General features: G+C 69.5%; 18 protein-coding genes. 8 read left to right on the top strand and 10 right to left on the bottom strand.

Annotated features, from left to right (window positions below; genetic code table 11):
* The first annotated feature begins 54 nt into the window (after positions 1-54).
* The 3 genes from MQH10_RS21870 (at position 55) to MQH10_RS21860 (ending at position 2,166) form a co-directional block, all read left to right on the top strand.
* Complete coding sequence (locus MQH10_RS21870) at positions 55-807, top strand: site-2 protease family protein (RefSeq protein WP_242566100.1); 753 nt, start codon at positions 55-57, stop codon at positions 805-807.
* Between the two features lie 79 nt (positions 808-886).
* Positions 887-1,723 carry a universal stress protein gene (locus MQH10_RS21865; RefSeq protein WP_242566099.1) on the top strand — a complete coding sequence of 279 codons (837 nt, stop codon included), beginning with the start codon at positions 887-889 and terminating at the stop codon, positions 1,721-1,723.
* A gap of 134 nt (positions 1,724-1,857) precedes the next feature.
* A complete protein-coding gene (locus MQH10_RS21860; RefSeq protein ID WP_242566098.1) occupies positions 1,858-2,166 on the top strand; it encodes a hypothetical protein in 309 nt (102 codons plus the stop codon).
* Here the strand turns inward: MQH10_RS21860 and MQH10_RS21855 are convergent.
* The 3 genes from MQH10_RS21855 to MQH10_RS21845 all read right to left on the bottom strand — a co-directional run bounded on the left by MQH10_RS21855 (position 2,163) and on the right by MQH10_RS21845 (position 6,173).
* Positions 2,163-2,963 carry a DUF1295 domain-containing protein gene (locus MQH10_RS21855; protein ID WP_242566097.1) on the bottom strand — a complete coding sequence of 267 codons (801 nt, stop codon included), beginning with the start codon at positions 2,961-2,963 and terminating at the stop codon, positions 2,163-2,165. The genes MQH10_RS21860 and MQH10_RS21855 overlap by 4 nt on opposite strands.
* A 75-nt stretch (positions 2,964-3,038) precedes the next feature.
* On the bottom strand, positions 3,039-5,663 hold the full coding sequence (locus MQH10_RS21850) for a M1 family metallopeptidase (protein ID WP_242566096.1): 2,625 nt from the start codon (positions 5,661-5,663) through the stop codon (positions 3,039-3,041).
* A gap of 111 nt (positions 5,664-5,774) precedes the next feature.
* Complete coding sequence (locus MQH10_RS21845; protein ID WP_242566095.1) at positions 5,775-6,173, bottom strand: VOC family protein; 399 nt, start codon at positions 6,171-6,173, stop codon at positions 5,775-5,777.
* A gap of 149 nt (positions 6,174-6,322) precedes the next feature.
* Here MQH10_RS21845 and MQH10_RS21840 point away from each other — a divergent pair, with 149 nt between their 5' ends.
* The 4 genes from MQH10_RS21840 to MQH10_RS21825 all read left to right on the top strand — a co-directional run bounded on the left by MQH10_RS21840 (position 6,323) and on the right by MQH10_RS21825 (position 9,635).
* A complete protein-coding gene (locus tag MQH10_RS21840) occupies positions 6,323-6,814 on the top strand; it encodes a Spy/CpxP family protein refolding chaperone (RefSeq protein WP_242566094.1) in 492 nt (163 codons plus the stop codon).
* Between the two features lie 105 nt (positions 6,815-6,919).
* A complete protein-coding gene (locus tag MQH10_RS21835; protein WP_242566093.1) occupies positions 6,920-9,055 on the top strand; it encodes an ATP-binding protein in 2,136 nt (711 codons plus the stop codon).
* Between the two features lie 53 nt (positions 9,056-9,108).
* A complete protein-coding gene (locus tag MQH10_RS21830) occupies positions 9,109-9,489 on the top strand; it encodes a hypothetical protein (protein WP_242566092.1) in 381 nt (126 codons plus the stop codon).
* Positions 9,486-9,635 (top strand): hypothetical protein, encoded by a 150-nt coding sequence (locus MQH10_RS21825; protein WP_242566091.1) that lies wholly within the window; start codon positions 9,486-9,488, stop codon positions 9,633-9,635. The genes MQH10_RS21830 and MQH10_RS21825 overlap by 4 nt, the downstream gene beginning before the upstream one ends.
* A 6-nt stretch (positions 9,636-9,641) precedes the next feature.
* Here MQH10_RS21825 and MQH10_RS21820 read toward each other — a convergent pair whose 3' ends face one another.
* The 6 genes from MQH10_RS21820 to MQH10_RS21795 all read right to left on the bottom strand — a co-directional run bounded on the left by MQH10_RS21820 (position 9,642) and on the right by MQH10_RS21795 (position 15,360).
* Complete coding sequence (locus MQH10_RS21820; protein WP_242566090.1) at positions 9,642-10,244, bottom strand: TetR/AcrR family transcriptional regulator; 603 nt, start codon at positions 10,242-10,244, stop codon at positions 9,642-9,644.
* Positions 10,245-10,306: 62 nt separating this feature from the next.
* Positions 10,307-11,002: a DUF4386 family protein gene (locus MQH10_RS21815; protein WP_242566089.1), complete on the bottom strand. Its 696-nt coding sequence runs from the start codon at positions 11,000-11,002 to the stop codon at positions 10,307-10,309.
* 137 nt (positions 11,003-11,139) lie between these two features.
* The gene (locus MQH10_RS21810; RefSeq protein ID WP_242566088.1) at positions 11,140-11,604 is read right to left on the bottom strand and encodes a chemotaxis protein CheW; all 465 of its coding nucleotides are present in this window, start codon (positions 11,602-11,604) and stop codon (positions 11,140-11,142) included.
* 93 nt (positions 11,605-11,697) lie between these two features.
* Entirely contained in the window at positions 11,698-13,260 is a 1,563-nt protein-coding gene (locus MQH10_RS21805) for a methyl-accepting chemotaxis protein (RefSeq protein WP_242566087.1), read from the bottom strand.
* 235 nt (positions 13,261-13,495) lie between these two features.
* Complete coding sequence (manD, locus tag MQH10_RS21800) at positions 13,496-14,704, bottom strand: D-mannonate dehydratase ManD (protein WP_242566086.1); 1,209 nt, start codon at positions 14,702-14,704, stop codon at positions 13,496-13,498.
* 68 nt (positions 14,705-14,772) lie between these two features.
* On the bottom strand, positions 14,773-15,360 hold the full coding sequence (locus tag MQH10_RS21795) for a sigma-70 family RNA polymerase sigma factor (RefSeq protein ID WP_242566085.1): 588 nt from the start codon (positions 15,358-15,360) through the stop codon (positions 14,773-14,775).
* Between the two features lie 181 nt (positions 15,361-15,541).
* On the opposite strand from MQH10_RS21795, the gene MQH10_RS21790 reads away from it, so the two are divergent.
* On the top strand, positions 15,542-16,318 hold the full coding sequence (locus tag MQH10_RS21790; protein ID WP_242566084.1) for a pseudouridine synthase: 777 nt from the start codon (positions 15,542-15,544) through the stop codon (positions 16,316-16,318).
* Here the strand turns inward: MQH10_RS21790 and MQH10_RS21785 are convergent.
* The gene (locus MQH10_RS21785) at positions 16,315-17,493 is read right to left on the bottom strand and encodes a BaiN/RdsA family NAD(P)/FAD-dependent oxidoreductase (RefSeq protein ID WP_242566083.1); all 1,179 of its coding nucleotides are present in this window, start codon (positions 17,491-17,493) and stop codon (positions 16,315-16,317) included. The two genes, MQH10_RS21790 and MQH10_RS21785, sit on opposite strands and share 4 nt — an antisense overlap.
* Between the last annotated feature and the right edge of the window lie 400 nt (positions 17,494-17,893).

Raw genomic sequence — 17,893 nt, 5'->3', positions numbered from 1 at the left:
CAAGGCGCTGCGGCGCGCGGCGCGCCAAACAGGGTCCTCATCGAGGAGCCGGCCATGAGCCTGATCGACACGCCGCGACGCCGGGACGGCCTCAGTCTCTTCGGGGTCGAGATCCGCATCAATCTCAGCTGGCTGGTCGCCGCCCTGCTGATCGGCAGCTCGCTCGCCTCGGGGGCCTTCCCGGAGCTCTATGGCGGCCTGCCGGCCAACGACTATCTGTCCATGGCGGTGATCGCCGTCCTGGGGCTCGCGGTCTCGATCCTGCTCCACGAGATGTCCCACACCCTGGTGGGGCGGGCGCTGGGCATGCGCATCGACTGCATCACCCTGTTCTTCTTCGGCGGGGTCGCCGAACTCCGGGAGGAGCCGCACACCGCCTTGAGCGAGCTGGCCATGGCGATCGCCGGCCCGGCCTTCAGCCTGGGGTTCGGCCTGGTCCTGGCGGTGGTCGCCGGGGCCGCCCAGGCCCTGGGCGCCAATGCGGTGTGGGTCAACGCCCTGACCTATCTGGCGGGCCTGAATGTCGTGCTGGCGGTGTTCAACCTCGCCCCGGCTTTTCCGCTGGACGGCGGCCGGGTGCTGCGGGCGCTGCTCTGGCTGGTGCTGCGGCGGGCGGACCGGGCCACGCGCGTCGCCCTGTTCATCAGCGAGGGTTTGGCCATCGCCCTGATGGTCGCGGGCGTGGTGGTGATGTTCCGCGGCGAGCCGGCGGGCGGCCTGTGGTGGATCATCATGGGCTGGTTCCTGAGGGCCTCCGGCCGCGCCGAGCGCGCATCCCTCGACCGCCCTGTCGCCAATGAGGGTTGAGCCCGCCCGCGAGGGTTGATCGGGGTCAAGGCGGTGGTCCGGGCGTTGCGTTCAGATGGGAACACAGAAGGAGCACGCCATGACCTATCGCGACATCCTCGTTCAGATCGATGAGACCCCGACCTCCCGCGGTCGCGCCCGGTTCGCCGCCGGACTGGCCGGCCGGTTCGAGGCCCACCTGACCGGGGTCTTCCTCAAGAGCCAGTTCCTGCATCAGTACATGGCCGCCGAGTCGATGAGCGGCATGTCGCCGGACATGATCGACGCCCTGCTGACCGAGCACCTCAAGGCGGTCGACAAGGCCGGGGAGGCGGCGCGGATGGTGTTCGAGGCCGCCGCCGCCGAGACCGGCGCGACCTCGGAATGGCTGACCATCGAGGGCGACGCGCCCACCGATCTGGTGGACTGCGCCCGCCGGTCCGACCTGACCGTGTTCCCGGTCTCGGCCACGGCCAGCATGGGCCAGAACCGCCATTCCGCCGCCAGCCTGGCGCTCGCCAATGGCGGACCGGTGCTGGTGGCGCCTGCGGATCCGCCGTCGGGATCGGTCGGCCGCAACATCCTGATCGGCTGGAACGGCAGCCGCGAAGCCTCCCGCGCCCTGCATGACGCCTGGCCCTTCATCCGCGAGGCCGACGAGGTGCATGTGCTGATCGTCTCCCACGGCGGGCTGGGCGGACCCGAGGGCCTGCTGCAACGCCACCTGGAACGCCACGGCGTCACCCCCAACATCATCCGCGACTCCAGCGACGACGCCTCGGCCGCCGATGTCCTGCGCCATCAGGTCAAGACGCTCGGCGCCGACTTGGTGGTGATGGGCCTGTTCGGCCGGCCGCGACTCGCCGAACTGATCCTGGGCGGGGTGAGCAACGACCTTCTCGCCGAGCCGCCCTGTCCGCTGTTCCTGTCCCACTGACGGGGGCGTTCCGTCGCACTTGGTCGATTTCGGGCGGCGCGGTCTTGTTTGGAGTTGATTGATCTGCGCCCTTCCGCTTGGAGGGCGTCTGAATGGCGCTTGACCGCGCCGCCCGCAACCAGCCCAGTTAGGCCATGACGACCGAGCCACCCCGCCGCCGGATCCTGACCCTGAAGTCCGGCATCGCGCCGAAGACGGCGGAAGAGCTGTTCGGCAAGAAGCGCACGCCGCCGGTCAAGGCTCCGCCGCCTCCGCCGCCGGCCCCGAGCTTCGGCTGGAAGTGCAAACCCTGCGGCAAGGGGTTCGACCCGCCGGCCGAGGGCCCGGACGACGAGGTGGTCCGCTGCCCGAACTGCAACGCCCGCGTCGGCGTAGCCGGGGACTTCCGCGCCGACCCGCCGCCTGCGCGGCTGCGGGCCCGCTCGGTGAAGAAGCCGGGCTAGGCCGACCGCTTCGGCGGCCAGGGGATGAAGCCCGAGGTCTGGGCCACATAGGCCTCATAGTCCGGACGCCGCTTGGCGATGGTGCCTTCGACGGTCGGCACCCCGCTGCCCTTGGTCAGCAAGAGCGTAATCAGCACCGGGCCCGGCAGGCTGGCGATCCCGAGCCAGCCGGTCTCCGCCGCGATCAGCCACAGGCCCCACCAGACGCAGGCGTCGCCGAAATAGTTCGGATGGCGGGTGTAGCGCCACAGGCCGGTGTTCAGCACCTTGCCCGCATTGGCCGGGTCGGCCTTGAACCGCACCAGCTGGGCGTCGCCGACGGACTCGAACACCAGACCGATCCCGGCCAGGAGGACGCCGGCCCAGGCGACCGCGCCCAGCGGTCCCGGATCGGCGATCTGGCCCAGCTGGACGGGCAGGCAGACCACGAACTGCAGCGGCATTTGCAGGGCGAACACCAGCAGCAGGGAGGCCAGGCCATAGCCCCAGCCGCGTTCAGCCTGGGCTGCGGCCATCATGGTCGCATAGCGGCGGTCGGGGCCGTGCTGGCGCCAGCGCCAGAGCAGATAACCGCCGAGCCTCACGCCCCAGGCGACGCACAGGAGGGTGAGGGCCAGGCGGTGGGCGCCCTGGGCGCCAGTCGCGACGAAGCTGGTCGCCGCCATCACCGCCATGCCGATCCCCCACCAGCCGTCGATGAAGCTGGGGTCGCGGGTGCGCAGATTGATCGCCCAAAGGCCCAGGAACAGGGCTAGGGCGAGGGCGGCGTTGAGGGCGAGCAGGGACAGGACGGCCATGGGAACTCCAAGCGTTCCCTGTCTATACGGGGGCGGCGCCCTCAAGGATGAGGGGCGCCTTGCGCCGGCCGGTCGTCAGGAGGCGGCCTTCAGGGCCGCCGCCAGGTCCGCCTCGCGGGCCGCCTTCAGGTCGCCGCAGTGCCGGATGGTCTCGACCGTGCGCTCGAAGTCCAGGACGGCCTTGTTGGCGGCGCGGATCTTGGGGCCGAGGACCTTGTCGACCTGCGCCGCCCGGTCCGCCGAGCACTGGTAGCGCAGGGCGCTGGTGAGGCGCGAGGAGACGAAGATGCCGTTCCCGCCGCCGGCGAGGCGGTCATAATTGGCGAGGATCCAGGCGCCGGCCATGTCCTTGGTCTCGGCGGTGGAGGCCATGGCCCCTACCAGGCCCAGACGCTCCAGCGGGCGCAGGCGCGGATCCTCGAGACCGAGCAGCCAGGTCCCGACCTCCGGCAGGCCGGAGCCGCCGATCGCGCCCAGGGCGGCGCCGCGGAACACGGCGTCCTCGCTGGTCAGCGCCTTGTCGAGCAGGGCCTGGGCGGCGGGCAGGCCGCCGGCCTTCAGATGGGCGGCGAAGGCGGCGCCCATATAGCCCTGGTCGAGGGCCTTTGCGTCGCCGGCCAGATAGGCCTTGGCGGCGGCGACCAGCTTGGCGCTGGCGGCCGGATCGCGGGCCTCGCTGACCACCAGGGCCACGAGGTCCTGGCGCAGCTTCTGGCGGTCCGGATCCTCGGCGGCATAGGCGCCGACGGCCGGGTCAAGGCCCATGGCGTCGAGCTTGGGGCCATAGAGCCCGTCCATCAGCCGGCTGTAGTCGGCCAGCGCCGGGCCCTCGATCAGGCCGCGCAGCCGCAGGCCCGCCAGCCTCTGGCCGGCGATCAGGCTGGCGTTGGAATCGGGGTGGCCAAGCGCGGCGCGGGCTTCGGCGACCAGGCTGGCGGCCGGCGCCCGCCCGGCCCGGAACGAGGCCCAGAGGCTGTCATCGACCGACAGCGCCTCGCCGGCCGGCAGTGTGGGAAGGGCGGCGATCAGGGCCCGCCAGTCGGCGGCCGGCAGATCGAACCGGTAATAGCCGGCGCCGCCAGCGTTGGGGACGGCGACCGTTCCCGCCGGCGCCCGGAACTTGAGGCTGGCCGCGCCCAGGAGCTGGCAGTCGCGGGCCTGGCCGGCGCGGACGCACATCGGGATCGTCCAGGTCTCGGGCTTGGGCTTGCTGCCCAGGAAGGCGTAGCGCGACTGGCTGGCCACCAGGCTGTCGCCGGCGCGGGCGAAGGTGACGAGCGGCACCCCCGGCTGGTCCACGAAGCTGCGCATGGCCGCCAGGATGCGGGGGTCATGGGCGGAATCGGCGAGCGCGCCGAAGAACTGGTCGGTGGTGGCGTTGCCATACATGTGCCGCGACAGGTGCAGGCGCACCCCGGCCTTGAAGGCGTCGTCGCCCATATAGGCCGCGATCATAGCGACGACCTGGCCGCCCTTGCCATAGGTGATGCTGTCGAAGGCGCTGTCGATCTCGCCATTGGTGAGGATCGGCTGGTGGATCGGGCGGCCGACCTCCAGGGCGTCGGTGTTCATGGCGTTCAGGCCCTCGGCCAGGGCGCCGACGCCGATATTGAGCTCCGGCCGCCATTCCTGGCCGATGCGGTAGCCCATCCAGTTGGCGAAGCTCTCGTTCAGCCAGATGTCGTCCCACCAGGCGGGCGTCACGAGGTCGCCGAACCACTGGTGCGACAGCTCGTGGGCGACGACCATGCCGAATTCCTGCTTCTGGCGGGTCGTGGCCCCGCTATCCAGCACGATGATCTCGTCGGCATAGGTGTCGGCGCCGGCGTTCTCCATGGCGCCCGGCATTTCCGGGGTCGCGATCTGGTCGAGCTTGGGGAACGGGAAGGGCTGGTCGAAATAGCGCTCCAGCAGTTGGACGATGCGCGGGCTCTCGGCCATCACATAGTCAAGCTTGCCGGCCTGGGCCTGGGTGGCGACCGCGCCCAGGGGCAGGGGGGCGGCCCGCTGGGGCGTCGGGGGCACGACCCCGGTCTGGTGCAGGAAGGGCCCGGTGTCGATCGCCACCAGATAGGTGGGCAGGGGCTTGGTGGTCTGGAATCGGTGGACCTCCAACTCGCCGGCCTTTTCCACGGCGATCTCGGGGCTGTTGCTCACCGCCTTGAAGCCGGGGCGCGTGGTGACCGAGATCGTGAAGGGGGTCTTGAACCCCGGCTCATCGAAACCGGGATAGGCGGCCCGAGCGTCGGTCGATTCAAACTGCGTCCAGCTGTACCAGGCGTCCCCGACCTTGATGTGATAGAGGCCCGCCGCCGTGTCGCCGAAGGCGCCGTCATAGTCGAAGGCGAGCGTGGCCGGACCTGCCGGGACCGGTGTCGCGAAGTCCAGGCGGACCACGCCGGTCGGGTCGACCTGGGTCCAGGTCGCGGCCACGGGTTTTCCACCCACTCGGATCTCGGCCTTGCTCACCTTCAGGTCGCGGCCGTGGAGATAGAGGCTGCGCGTCGCGGCCTTCACCTTCACGTCGATCTCGGCGTGGCCGGAGAACCGGGGCTGGTCCGGCAGGATGGTCAGGTCCAGCCGATAGGCGGTGGGGATCGCGGCGTCGGTAAGCTTGCCCTTGGGCGCGGCGGGGTCGCTCTGGGCCATGGCGGCGGTGGCCATGGCGGACAGGCATACGCCCAGGAGAAGTTTGCGCATCGGACGGGGCCCCCGTTATGGAATGGTCGCCCGCCCGAACAGCTCTCAGCCGGGGCGAGCCGGGGCATGATCCCCGGAACGCGCGCGGCCTCAAGTGAATTGCCCGTAATTTCAGGCCTTTGGCGGCGGGGCCTGCAGCAGCTCGATCACATAGCCGTCGAGGTCCTTGCCGAGGCCGACGATCGCGCCGCCCAGGCTGGCGTGCGGGGCCGGCTCCACATGAATCGATCCCCCCGCCGCGCGGATGGCGGCGGCGCTGGCGACCGGATCGGTGACATAGAAGACCAGCTTGATCGGCAGGTTCCGGTAAGTCTGCTCGGAGCCGTCCGTCCAGTGCATCAGGACCACCGCGTTGCGGCCCTCATGGCTCATGACGATCTCGTCCATATAGGGCAGCTTGAAGGTCTGGACCGGCTTCATGCCCAGGGCGGCCTCGTAGAAGGCGGCCGAGGCGGCCAGGTCGCTGACCCCGATGCCGGTGGCGCCGAGATAGTCGGGGGAACGGGGCATGTCGGGACCTTTCCTGAGCGTGTCTGACGGCGATCTATACCGATGTTTCGAAACGCCGCCGCCTCCTTTCCGCAATGAACCGGCAAGGCTGGGCCGTATTTCCGACCGCGCGGCCGGCCAGGGTGCGGAAGGGGGCGATGGAGCACGACATGACCTTTCCGAACCCCCGCCGCGCCGCCCCCCTGGCGCTCGCGCTTGTCCTGACGTCCGGGTTCGCCGGCGTCGCCGCCGCCCAGACCGGCGAGGTCGGCGCCCCGATGGGCTTCGCCATGACCACCGAGCAGGTGCAGAGGATGGTGGTCGACCAGGTGGCCCAGGCCTCCGTCGCCCAGGCGCTGCAGCAATTGCAGGCCGACCTGGCGCTCAATCCGGCCCAGACCCGACGCTGGCGGGATTTCGTCGACGCGGCCATGAGCCCGCCGCCGCCCTCGGTCGCATTGGTCGCGGCGGCCGAGGCGGACGATCCCCTGTCTCGGGCCCAGGCCAGGCTGGACGCCAGCCAGCGGACCTATGAGCGCCAGAAGCATGCGGTGAGGGCGATGCGGGCGCTTTATGACTGCCTGAGCCCCGCGCAGATCGCCCGCCTGAACCAGGGCCTGGACACGGTCTCGTCGCCGATGGTGGTGACCCTCGCGCACTGATGACGGCCGCCGCCGCCAAGATGTGTCGAAATGTCGCACAACCTGTGATCGGGATCGCGTGCGGAGGTCAAGGCGGTCTTAGCAGGATCGGCGCAAGCTTGTTCCATGAGCAGGAACTCCGCCTTCGCGGTCTTCAAGCGGACCATGGCCCTCATCGGATCCGGCGCGGACCTCTCCGGGGTGCTGGACGCGATCGTGCGGGTGGTCGAGGCCGAGGACCCCTCCATCCTGTGCAGCATATTGCTGCTCGACGAGACCGGGCGGCGTCTCGCGCCGGGCGCCGCGCCCAGCCTGCCCGACTTCTACAATGAGGCGATCTACGGCCTGGAGATCGGTCCCGACGTCGGCAGCTGCGGCACGGCGATCCATACCGGACGGCGGGTCGTGGTCGAAGACATCCAGACCGATCCCCTGTGGGCGCCCTACCGCGACCTCGCCGGCCAGGCGGGCCTGGCCGCCTGCTGGTCGGAACCCATCCGCCTGGCCTCGGGCGAGGTGGTCGGCAGCTTCGCCATCTATCATCGCAAGATCAGCGCCCCCTCCAGCGACGACATCGCCTTCATCGAAGCCGCGGCGGAGCTGGGCGCCCTGGCGATCGACCGCGAGCGGGTGAACGCCGCCGCCCGACAGAGCGAACTGCGCGCCCGCGAGGCGGCGTTCCGCGAGGTCGAGGCCGCCCGCGAGCTCTCGACCTTTTTCGACATGTCCGCGGACCTGTTGTGCATCACCGACATGAGGGGCCGCTTCGTGCGGGTGAATCAGGCCTGGGAGCGGGTGCTGGGCCGGCCGTTGGAGACCTTGAAGGGGCGCTCCTACTTCCCGTTGATCCACCCCGACGATCGCGCTGCGACCTCGGGGCGGGGCAATGCCTTCCTCACCGACGAGGAGGTGGTCAATTTCCGCAATCGCTACCAGCACATCGACGGCGAATACCGGGTGCTGGAATGGCAGGCCCGCAAGTCCGGCGATCTGGTCTACGCCGTCGCCCGCGATGTCACCGAGCAGTCCCGGGCCGAGGCCGAGATGGCGGCGGCGCGGGAGGCGGCGGAGCGGGCCAACCAGGCCAAGAGCGACTTCCTGGCCAATATGAGCCACGAGATCCGCACGCCCCTGAACGGGGTGATCGGGGTGGTCGACGCCCTGTCGCGGACCCATCTGACGACCGAACAGCGCGAAATGGTCGACCTGGTGCGCGGCTCCGGCGAGACCCTCGGGCGGCTGGTGTCGGACATCCTGGACCTGTCGAAGATCGAGGCCGGCGGCCTGGAGCTCGAACCGGGCGTGTTCGACCTGGGCGAAACCCTCAGCGGCGGCCTCGCGGTGGCGCGCCTGAACGCCGAGGCCAAGGGCCTGTCCTTCTCGGTCCGCTTCGGCCCCACGGCGCGGGGCATGTTCCACGGCGACAGCGTCCGCCTGCGCCAGGTGGTCGGCAACCTCCTGTCCAATGCGATGAAGTTCACCAGCGCCGGCGAGGTGATGGTCGAGGTCGATCTGACCGAAGGCGACACGGCGCACGCCCCGGCCTTGCTGAGCTGCTCGGTGCGCGACACCGGGGTCGGCTTCGACGCCGATCTGGCCGATCACCTGTTCGAGCGGTTCAATCAGGCCGACAGCACCATGACCCGCCGGTTCGGCGGGTCGGGCCTGGGCCTGGCGATCTGCAAGTCGCTGGTCGAGATGATGGGCGGCTCGATCCACGCCGAGTCCCAGCCCGGCATGGGGAGCACCTTCCATTTCACCGCCCCCCTGACGCGCGAACGGCCGCTCGCCGACTATGACGCCGCCCGGGCCAGGGCCGCGGCGGGAGACCGCAGCCCGGAGGCGCCGGCGCCGGAAACGGCTCAGGGCGGCCGGGCCCTTCACGTGCTGCTGGCGGAGGACAACCCGGCCAATCAGAAGGTCGTGGAGCTGCTGCTCTCGCCCTTCGACATCGTGCTGACCACGGTCGATAACGGCGCCCTGGCGGTCGACGCCCTGCGCGCCGAACCCTTCGACCTGGTGCTGATGGACCTGCAGATGCCGGTGATGGACGGGCTTACGGCGACCCGCGCCATCCGCAGCTGGGAGGCGGAGCAGGCCTGGCCGGCCCATGTGCCGATCGTGGTGCTGAGCGCCAACGCCATGGCGCACCATTGCGCCGAGGCCCTGGAGGCCGGCGCGGACCTACACGTGGCCAAGCCCCTGACCGGCGAGGCCCTGTTGGCCGGAATCGGCAAGGCCCTGGACAGCCGCGCCGCCTGACGGCGCGGCCTCCTGTGCTAGGCTCCGTCCGCGGACGAGTCAGGGGGCGCGGCATGAAGCGATCGGTGGTTTTGAGCGGTGTGGCGGCGAGCCTCGTCCTGGCCGGCTGCGGCAAGCCCGCGCCGCCGCCGACCGACGCGGCCCTGATCTCCGCCTTCGCCAGCCATCGTGGAGAGTTCCAGGCCGCCGTGGAGGTGTTCGAGCATGCGCCGGGCCTGCAGTCCGTCGCCCTGCGCGACCAGGGCGGCAAGGCCGGGGCGCCGAAGATCGAACCCGAGGGGGCCGATCCGGCGGCGGCCGGGCGTCTGGCGGCTATTCTGCGCGCGGTGGGCGCACGCTCGGTCGCGGCGGGCAACACCAGCGCTGATCCCGGCGCGAGCCTGGCCGTGCGCTTCGCCTATCTGGCGCCCCAGCGCTGGGCTCGAAGGCGGTGAAGGGGATTGTCTATGACCGGACGGCCAGCCCCCAGGACCGCGTACCGGACACCGACGCCTTTGCCCGCCGCGGGGAGAAGGCCAAATATCTCTATGTGGAGCGTCAGATCGAAGGCGACTGGTACATCTACCAGTGGCTGGACTAGGCGGTCTCAGGGATAAGCGCCCCTGACCAACCCTTCCAGTGCCGCTTCGATCCGGGTCCAGGTCTCGGGCAGGGTGAGGTCCAGACCGGCGAAGCCGCCGCCGCTGTCCTCGCGCAGGGCCAGATGATGGACGCCGGCCAGCAGGATGGCGTTGACCGCCGGCGCGTCCGTTTCGGCAGGCGCCTGACCCGCCCGCTCGCGGACGCTGACAAACCAGCGGCGGATCGCCTCGGACTTCGCGGCGCCCAGCCTGCGGGTCAGCTCATCGTCCTGGACCAACTCCCAGGCCAGGATGCGTTTGACCAGGAGGTTGGCGCGCAGGGCCCGCAGGTAGTCGAGCAGCACCGCCCCCATGACCGGGCCGTAGCCGGCTGCGGTGTCGAGGGGCGGGGGCGACGGCCGGATCCACAGATCCAGGCGTGCCCCCAAGGCGTCCATCAGCCCCTCAAGGCCGCCGAAATACCGATAGATCAGCACCTTGTCGCAGCCGGCCCGACGGGCCAGAGCATTGACCGTCAGCCCCACAAACCCTTCCTGCGCCAGAAGGTCGGCGGCGGCGTCGAGCAGCCGGGTCGCTGTGGCGTCCCGGTCTCGCGCGGCGGTTTTCACAGTCCTGGCCAAGGCGAATCCCAGTTGAGGCGGCGAGCTTAACCCATGCGCGGCCCGGCGCGTCAGGCGCGCTGCATGAGGCGGACGCCCAGGGCGACCAGCCACGCGGAGAGCAGGACATAGCCCAGCGGTGCGCAGAGGCTGAGCGGGCCAGGATCAAAGGCGATGACGGTGGCGTATCCCTCCGCCGTGCCGGCCAGGATCAGCCCGCCGGCCAGAGCCGCGAGGCCGCCGGTCACCCAGCGCCCGCGGACCAGGCTCGGCAGGCCGATCGCCAGGGCCCAAAGCGCCGTGAACGACTGGCCGAGGTTCTCGCCGATCCCCGCGCCGGCGAACTGATGCAGGGCTTGGAAGACAACCAGAGCTGCGGCCTGATGCGCCGCGCCGGCGTGCGGATCCAGCGCGGTCGCCGCGAGGCCCGGTACGGCGAACACCCAGCGCGAAAGCCCGATGGCCTGGGTCATCGCGGCGGCGCAGGCCAGGGCGGTGGCGGCGTCGTAACGCTCTCCATAGCGGGCCTCCATGGCGTTGCGCAGGGCGAAGGCGAGCGGGAGCATGGCGACACAGACTAGCACATAGAGCTGCCAGGTCAGGATCAGGGGCGCGCCCCCGGCGGCGAACCGGCTGAGGATCTCAAGCGGGGGACGGCGCAGGATGTCCGGATAGTCGAAGCTCGCGCCCAGCAGGGCGAAGGGGACGTTCATGAGCACGGCGAAGCCGATCAGGCCGGCCCCCGTGCGGATCTGGTTGTGGGGCATGGGGGAGCTCTCGCTGCAAAGTCACCAATTAGTGACATTGCAATAAGTCACCGGTCGGTGACAGTCAAGCCCAACGCAAGACGCCCGGCGGTGAGGCCGGGCGTGCGGGTCGAATGAAAGGGGCTTGGCCCCTGAAATCAGGCGGCTTCGGCGACCCGGGGCAGGACGCCGTCGAGGGTCAGCAGGGTGACGATCCCGGCGTCGGTGGTGATGACGCCCTGGACGAATTCTTCCGAGCGATCCGCGCCGACCTGCGGGGCCGGCTGCAGCATGTTCTCGGCGAGCACCACGATGTCGCAGACTTCATCGACCAACAGGCCGACTTGGCGACCGTCGATATGGGCGACGATGACGACGGACGAGGAGGTGCGCGCGCAGCCGGTCAGGCCAAGCCGCGAGCCGAGGTCCACCACCGGCAGAACCGCGCCGCGCAGATTGATCATGCCCAGCACGTAGGACGGCGCATGGGGCAGGGGAGTGGAAGCGGTCCACCCCCGGATTTCGCGGACCATCATGATGTCGATAGCGAACTGTTGGCCGCCGATCGCGACGGTGACCAGTTCAGCGCCGACCGCGGGCAGGCCGCGTTCATCGAGAGCCATCAGAAATCCTTCCGGAGACAGGGTTAGCCGCGATTGGAGGCCATACTCGACGCGAGGAAACTACTGAGCTTCAGTTGGGCCAGCGTTGGTAAATTAACCCCTAATGGTCGCGGGCCATGGCGCCGGTTCCGGGCGCCTGACGGCCACGCGGCCAATAGGTCGCAGGTCAGAAGCTCTCCCAGTCGTCCGGCTCGGCCTCGACCTTGCGGGCGGCCGCCGCGCCGCCGCGGGCGGCGTGGGCGACCGGACGGGCGGACGGGGCGGATCGCCGGGCGGGGGGCAGGCGCGCGCCGCTTCCCCGAAATTGAACTCGCCCATCAGCCGCTCCAGCTCGGCGGCTTCCTTGGCCAGGGCGTGGCTGGCGGCGGTCGACTCCTCGACCATGGCCGCGTTCTGCTGGGTCATCTGGTCCATTTGGGTGACGGCGGTGTTGACCTCGTGCAGGCCGGCGGCCTGTTCCTGGGCGCTGGCCGCGATGCCGGTGATCAGGTCGGTGATCTGGGCGACCTGGCCCACGATCCGGCGCAGGGCCTCGCCGGTCTTGCCGACCAGCTCGACCCCGGTCGCCACCTGCTGGTTCGAGGCGTTGATCAGGCCCTTGATCTCCTTGGCCGCCTCCGCGGACCGCTGGGCGAGCGCGCGCACCTCCGACGCCACGACCGCGAAGCCCTTGCCCGCCTCGCCGGCCCGGGCGGCCTCGACCCCGGCGTTCAGGGCCAGAAGATTGGTTTGGAAGGCGATCTCGTCGATCACCCCGATGATCGAGCCGATCTGGCCCGCGGAGCCCTCGATGGCCCCCATGGCGGTGACGGCGCTTTCGACGACCTTGCCCGAGGCGTCGGCGTCGCTGCGGGCGGAGGTGACGGCGGTCTGGGCCTGGCGGGCGTTCTCGGCGGTCTGGCGGACCGTGGTGGTGATCTCCTCCAGTGCGGCCGCGGTCTGTTCCAGGCTGGCAGCCTGCTGCTCGGTGCGGCGCGACATCTCGTCGGCCGCCTGGCTGATTTCACCGGTGCCATTGCGGATGCCGTCCGCCGCCCCGACGATCGTTCCCATGACGTCTTTCAGGTGGGCGATGGCGTTGTTGAAGTCCGTCTGTAGCTGAACGTACTCGTCCGCCAGGCGCGCGGTGATCTGGTAGGTCAGGTCGCCCGCGGCGAGACGCGACAGACCCTGGGCGACCTCGGTCACGGCCTGGGTCTGGCGGGCTTGGGTCGCCTGCCGCTCCTGCTCGTTGCGGGCGCGCTCGAGCTCGATCGCGGTCACGTCGGTCGCGAACTTGATCACCCGGAAGGGCTTCCCGGCGGCGTCGAACATCGGGTTGTAGGAGGCCTGGATCCAGACCTCGCGCCCGCCCTTGCCGATGCGGCGGAATTTCTCGGCGACATATTCGCCATTGTTCAGGGCGCGCCAGAAGGCCTGGTAGGCGGCGCTGCCGGCCTCCTCGGGCGGTACGAATATGCTGTGCTTGCGGCCCACGACCTCGTCGGCGCGATAGCCCAAGGTGTCGAGGAAGTTCTGGTTGGCCTCCCGGATCGTTCCGTCGAGGTCGAAGGTGATCACGGCCTGGGACCGGTGGATCGCCGCGACGGTCGCCTCCAGCGCAATCTGCTTTTCGGCTTCCGCCTTGCTGGGCTTGGCCCCGAACCAACTCGCCATACTCGTCACCCTTCGTCCTCAAAGCTGAAGGGGCGCGCCTGATGATCCAGGCATAGCCCCGCACGCCAGGGAGCCGCCGCGCGGAGAGGCTCCGCTGCGCCAGACACCTAGATTTTGACCAGTTTAGTGGTGGGTCAGAATGCCGCGCAGGGTTGTGGCGGGAAGGTAAATGAGGCCTTAACGAATTCGGCGGGTCGCACCGTTTTGAGTATAAATGTCCGCCTCGCCCAGGCTTTCACCAGTTCCACATCGTCCCATCTTCAAGTCTCGCAACCGGAAGCTGCCGAGCGTCGTATGGGTACTTGGCGGCGAGCGCCTCATCAATGTCCACGCCATGTCCCGGCGCGTCCCCCGGGAACAGGAGTCCGTCCGCGAAGCTATAGGCGCGCGGGAATACGGCGTCGGTCTCAGGCGTGTGGCGCATGTATTCCTGGACGCCGATGTTGGGGACCCAGGTGTCGAAATGCAGCGCGGCGCCCATGGTCACCGGCGACAGGTCGGTCGCGCCATGGCAGCCGGTGCGCACCTGCCAGAGCGCCGCGAAGTCGGCGATCCGCCGCAGATGGGTGACCCCGCCCGCGCCGACGATCGTGGCCCGGATGTAGTCGATCAGCTGTTCCTGGATCAGGTCCTTGCAATCCCAAATGGTGTTGAACACCTCGCCTACCGCCAGCGGCGTAGTAGTGTGGCGCCGGATCAGGCGGAAGGCCTCTTGGTTCTCGGCCGGGGTCACGTCCTCCAGCCAGAACAGCCGGAAGGGCTCCAGCGACTTGCCGAGCTGGGCGGCCTCCAGCGGGGTCAGGCGGTGATGGGCGTCGTGCAGCAGGTGCGGCTCCATGCCGAACCGCTCGCGCAAGGCCTCGAACAGCTTGGGGGTATGGTCGAGGTATTTCGGGGTCGACCAGACCGTCTCGGTGGGCAGGGCCGCGTCGGCCGGCTCATAGAACATGTCGCCGCGCCCGACGCCGTAGGCCTTGTCGATGCCGGGAATGCCGGACTGGGCGCGGATGGCCTTGTAGCCCATCTCGATATAGCGCCCGACCTCGTCGCAGGTGTGGGCGATGTCGGCGCCGTTGGCGTGGCCATAGACCATGACGCCCTCACGGCTCTTTCCTCCCAGGAGGTCATAGAGCGGCGCGCCGAGCGCCTTGCCCTTGATGTCCCACAGGGCGACGTCCACGGCGGCGATGGCCCGCATGGTGACGGGGCCCCTGCGCCAATAGGCCCCGCGATAGAGATATTGCCAGATGTCCTCGATGCGGCGGGCGTCGCGGCCGATCAGGACCGGGATCACATGGTCCTCGAGATAGGCGACCACCGCCTTTTCCCGCCCGTTGAGGGTCGCGTCGCCGATGCCATAGATCCCCTGGTCGGTGACGATCTTCAGGGTGACGAAGTTGCGTCCAGGGCTGGTGACGATGACGCGGGCGTCGGTGATCTTCATAGGCGGCCTCGGTCGGGACTCGGAGGTCCCGACCGTGCCTGATCACGGGAGTGCTTTGAAGAGGGGCCTCAGGCCGCGTGGCGCAGGGCGCGGATCTGGTCGATCTGGGCGAAGATGCAGGCCATGGCGTCGCTGGGCAGGGTGGCGTCGTCCTCGTAGTCGCCTTCGAGCAGCAGCAGGGCCAGACGGTCGCGGGCGCGGCTGACGCGGCTCTTGATGGTGCCGACGGCGGCGCCGCAGATCTCGGCGGCTTCCTCATAGGAGAGGCCGCCGGCGCCGATCAGGATCAGAGCCTCGCGCTGGTCTTCCGGCAGGCGCAACAGGGCGCGGCGGACTTCGTCCAGCTCCAGCGTGGCGATGGGGTTCGAGGTGGCGACCAGGGTCCGCTCGGCCACTTCCGGATCCAGCGGCTGGCTGCGCCACGAGCGGCGTTTGTCGGAGAAGAACTGGTTGCGGACGATCATGAAGACCCAGGCCTTCAGATTGGTGCCCGGCTCGAAGCTGGAGCGCTTGTCCCAGGCCTTGGCCAGGGCCTCCTGGGCCAGGTCGTCGGCCTGGGCCGCGTCGCCGGTCAGCGAACGGGCAAAGGCTCTCATGTGGGGGATCAGGCCGACCAGGTCGTCGCGAAAGGTGTCTTCGGCGGTCTTGGCTTGCATGGCGGGGAACCCTCTCATAGGCGCATTCACCCTAACGGAGCGAACTGCGGCGCTTTAGGTTCCCGACCCTCGAAGATTTTTCCGGCCTGTCGGCGCCGGATCAACCCCTGAGCCCGACGGGCGTTCCATCCGGCCGGGCGGGGCGGCTTGCGGGGCCCGGGTCGCCGACCTAGGAAGGCGCATGGCTTGGACCCGAACCTATGACGAAGCCGAGCCCCAGCGAATCAATCGTTGGCTGGCCCAGAGCGGCGTGTGCTCGCGGCGCGAGGCCGACGCCCTGATCGCCCAGGGCCTGGTCGCCATCGACGGCGAGACGGTCCTGGACGCCGGCCGCAAGATCCAGACCGGCCAGACCCTCAGTTTGAGCGACAGCGCCCAGGCCAAGATCGAGAGCGGCTTCACCGTGGTGCTGCACAAGCCGACCGGCGTGGTCTCGGCCCAGCCGGAGGGCAAGCAGATCCCGGCGGTCCGGCTGCTGACCCGTTCGGCCCTGGTCGGCGAGAGCCCGACCATTCCTGACCGCGACACGCGGCTCGCCCCCGTCGGCCGCCTCGATCAGGACAGCCGCGGCCTGCTGATCCTGTCCGACGACGGGGTGGTCGCCAAGGCGGTGATCGGTCCCAATTCCGAGCTCGACAAGGAATATGTGGTCAAGGTGTCCGGCGCGATCACCGAGGGCAAGCTGGCCAAGCTGCACCACGGCCTGTCCCTGGACGGCCGCCAGCTGAAGCCCGCCAAGGTCTGGGTCAGCGGCGAGCAGACGATCCGCTTCGTGCTGACCGAGGGGCGCAATCGCCAGATCCGCCGGATGTGCGACCTGGTCGATCTGGGCGTGCTCGACCTGTTCCGGGTGCGGATCGGGCCACTTCGGCTGGGCAATCTGCCCCAGGGCAAGTGGCGGGTGCTGACCGCCCAGGAGAAGGCGGCCCTGATCGCGGCCTCGGTGAGCGCCGCCTAGACCGACTGGCCGGCGCTCCAGCCGCTGGCCCAGGCCCACTGGAAGTTATAGCCGCCCAGCCAGCCGGTGACGTCGACCACCTCGCCGATGAAATAGAGGCCGGGGACCGCCTTGACCTGCAGGGTGCGGCTGTCGAGCGCCGTGGTGTCGACGCCGCCCAGGGTGACCTCGGCCGTGCGATAGCCTTCCGAGCCCACCGGCTTCACCCGCCAGGCGTTCACCGCGTCGGCGAGGGGGCGCAGGACCTTGTCGGAGGCGTCGGCCAGATTGCCGACGAAGCCGGACTGATCGACCAGCAACTGAGCCAGGCGCTTGGGCACATGGCGCGCCAGGGCCGTGACCACGCTCTGGCGGCCGTTCTCGGCCCGGGCGGCGCGCAGCTCGGCGTAGACGTCCGTCCCTGGCGCCATGTCCAGCGCGATCTCGTCGCCCTCGCGCCAGTAGGACGAGATCTGCAGGACGGCGGGGCCGCTCAGCCCCCGGTGGGTGAACAGCATGGCCTCGGAGAAGCGGGTCTTGCCGTGGGCGATCCTGGCGTCCAGCCCGACCCCGGCCAGGGGCTTGAGGCGCTCCAGGAGGCCGATCTCGAAGGTGAGGGGGACGAGGGCCGGACGGGTGGCGATGACCGGCACACCGAACTGGGCGGCGACCTCATAGCCGAAGCCGGTGGCGCCCATCTTAGGGATCGACTTGCCGCCGGTGGCGACGACCAGGCTGGCGCAGCCGATCTGGCGGCCGCCGGCCGAAAGGCTGAAGCCGGTCTCGGTCCGGTCGATGCGGTCGACGGCGGTTTCGAGACGAAGGTCCGCGCCGACCTCGGCCATCTCCTGCAGCAGCATGTCGATGATCTGGCGGGCGCTGTCGTCGCAGAACAGCTGGCCCAGGGTCTTCTCATGCCAGGCGATGTGGTGGCGATCGACCAGGGCGATGAAGTCCCGCGGCCGGAACCGGCGCAGGGCCGAGATCTGGAAGCCCGGATTGGCGGTCAGGAAGTTCTGCGGATTGGTGTTGATGTTGGTGAAGTTGCAGCGCCCGCCGCCGGAGATGCGGATCTTCTCGCCCGCCGCCTTGGCGTGGTCGAGGACCAGCACGCTGCGCCCGCGCTTGCCCGCCTCGATGGCGCACATCATGCCCGCCGCGCCGGCGCCGATGATGATGACGTCGAAGGTTTCCATGCGCGGCCTATGGCATGGGGGAGGGGGCTTTGGGAAATCGCGCCGCGTGTCGCGATGACGATGAGAAAGACCACGGGCATTCTAACCCGAAGGCCCGGAAATCGCCGACCTGAATCGCCCTCGCCGGTTTGACGTCAACATGGACGAGGGGGGTTTGACGGGGTGGGAGGTTAGTGAAGGTATTGATATATATTATAAATTAATTCCTAAAGCGCTCTCCCTCCCTCCGCTCATCCCGGCGAATGCCGGGACCCAGATCCTAAAGCGCTGAGCTTGATCGTTCTGTCCTGTTGAGCCCTAGCCACACACGCTGAGCCATATGATCTGGGTCCCGGCATTCGCCGGGATGAGCGGATTTTGGGGGACTTGCGGGAGGGCTTGATGGGGGCGAGCGAGCGGA

This window comes from Phenylobacterium aquaticum, from assembly GCF_022695515.1.
Lineage (GTDB): Bacteria > Pseudomonadota > Alphaproteobacteria > Caulobacterales > Caulobacteraceae > Phenylobacterium > Phenylobacterium aquaticum.
Note: the sequence above shows the minus strand (reverse complement) of the source record. Positions and strands in the feature narration are given on the sequence as shown.

Coding starts and splice junctions, on each gene's coding strand:
- MQH10_RS21870 (WP_242566100.1), top strand. CDS start 55: ATGAGCCTGATCGACACGCCGCGACGCCGGGACGGCCTCAGTCTCTTC.
- MQH10_RS21865 (WP_242566099.1), top strand. CDS start 887: ATGACCTATCGCGACATCCTCGTTCAGATCGATGAGACCCCGACCTCC.
- MQH10_RS21860 (WP_242566098.1), top strand. CDS start 1,858: ATGACGACCGAGCCACCCCGCCGCCGGATCCTGACCCTGAAGTCCGGC.
- MQH10_RS21855 (WP_242566097.1), bottom strand. CDS start 2,963: ATGGCCGTCCTGTCCCTGCTCGCCCTCAACGCCGCCCTCGCCCTAGCC.
- MQH10_RS21850 (WP_242566096.1), bottom strand. CDS start 5,663: ATGCGCAAACTTCTCCTGGGCGTATGCCTGTCCGCCATGGCCACCGCC.
- MQH10_RS21845 (WP_242566095.1), bottom strand. CDS start 6,173: ATGCCCCGTTCCCCCGACTATCTCGGCGCCACCGGCATCGGGGTCAGC.
- MQH10_RS21840 (WP_242566094.1), top strand. CDS start 6,323: ATGACCTTTCCGAACCCCCGCCGCGCCGCCCCCCTGGCGCTCGCGCTT.
- MQH10_RS21835 (WP_242566093.1), top strand. CDS start 6,920: ATGAGCAGGAACTCCGCCTTCGCGGTCTTCAAGCGGACCATGGCCCTC.
- MQH10_RS21830 (WP_242566092.1), top strand. CDS start 9,109: ATGAAGCGATCGGTGGTTTTGAGCGGTGTGGCGGCGAGCCTCGTCCTG.
- MQH10_RS21815 (WP_242566089.1), bottom strand. CDS start 11,002: ATGCCCCACAACCAGATCCGCACGGGGGCCGGCCTGATCGGCTTCGCC.
- MQH10_RS21810 (WP_242566088.1), bottom strand. CDS start 11,604: ATGGCTCTCGATGAACGCGGCCTGCCCGCGGTCGGCGCTGAACTGGTC.
- MQH10_RS21805 (WP_242566087.1), bottom strand. CDS start 13,260: ATGGCGAGTTGGTTCGGGGCCAAGCCCAGCAAGGCGGAAGCCGAAAAG.
- manD (WP_242566086.1), bottom strand. CDS start 14,704: ATGAAGATCACCGACGCCCGCGTCATCGTCACCAGCCCTGGACGCAAC.
- MQH10_RS21795 (WP_242566085.1), bottom strand. CDS start 15,360: ATGCAAGCCAAGACCGCCGAAGACACCTTTCGCGACGACCTGGTCGGC.
- MQH10_RS21790 (WP_242566084.1), top strand. CDS start 15,542: ATGGCTTGGACCCGAACCTATGACGAAGCCGAGCCCCAGCGAATCAAT.
- MQH10_RS21785 (WP_242566083.1), bottom strand. CDS start 17,493: ATGGAAACCTTCGACGTCATCATCATCGGCGCCGGCGCGGCGGGCATG.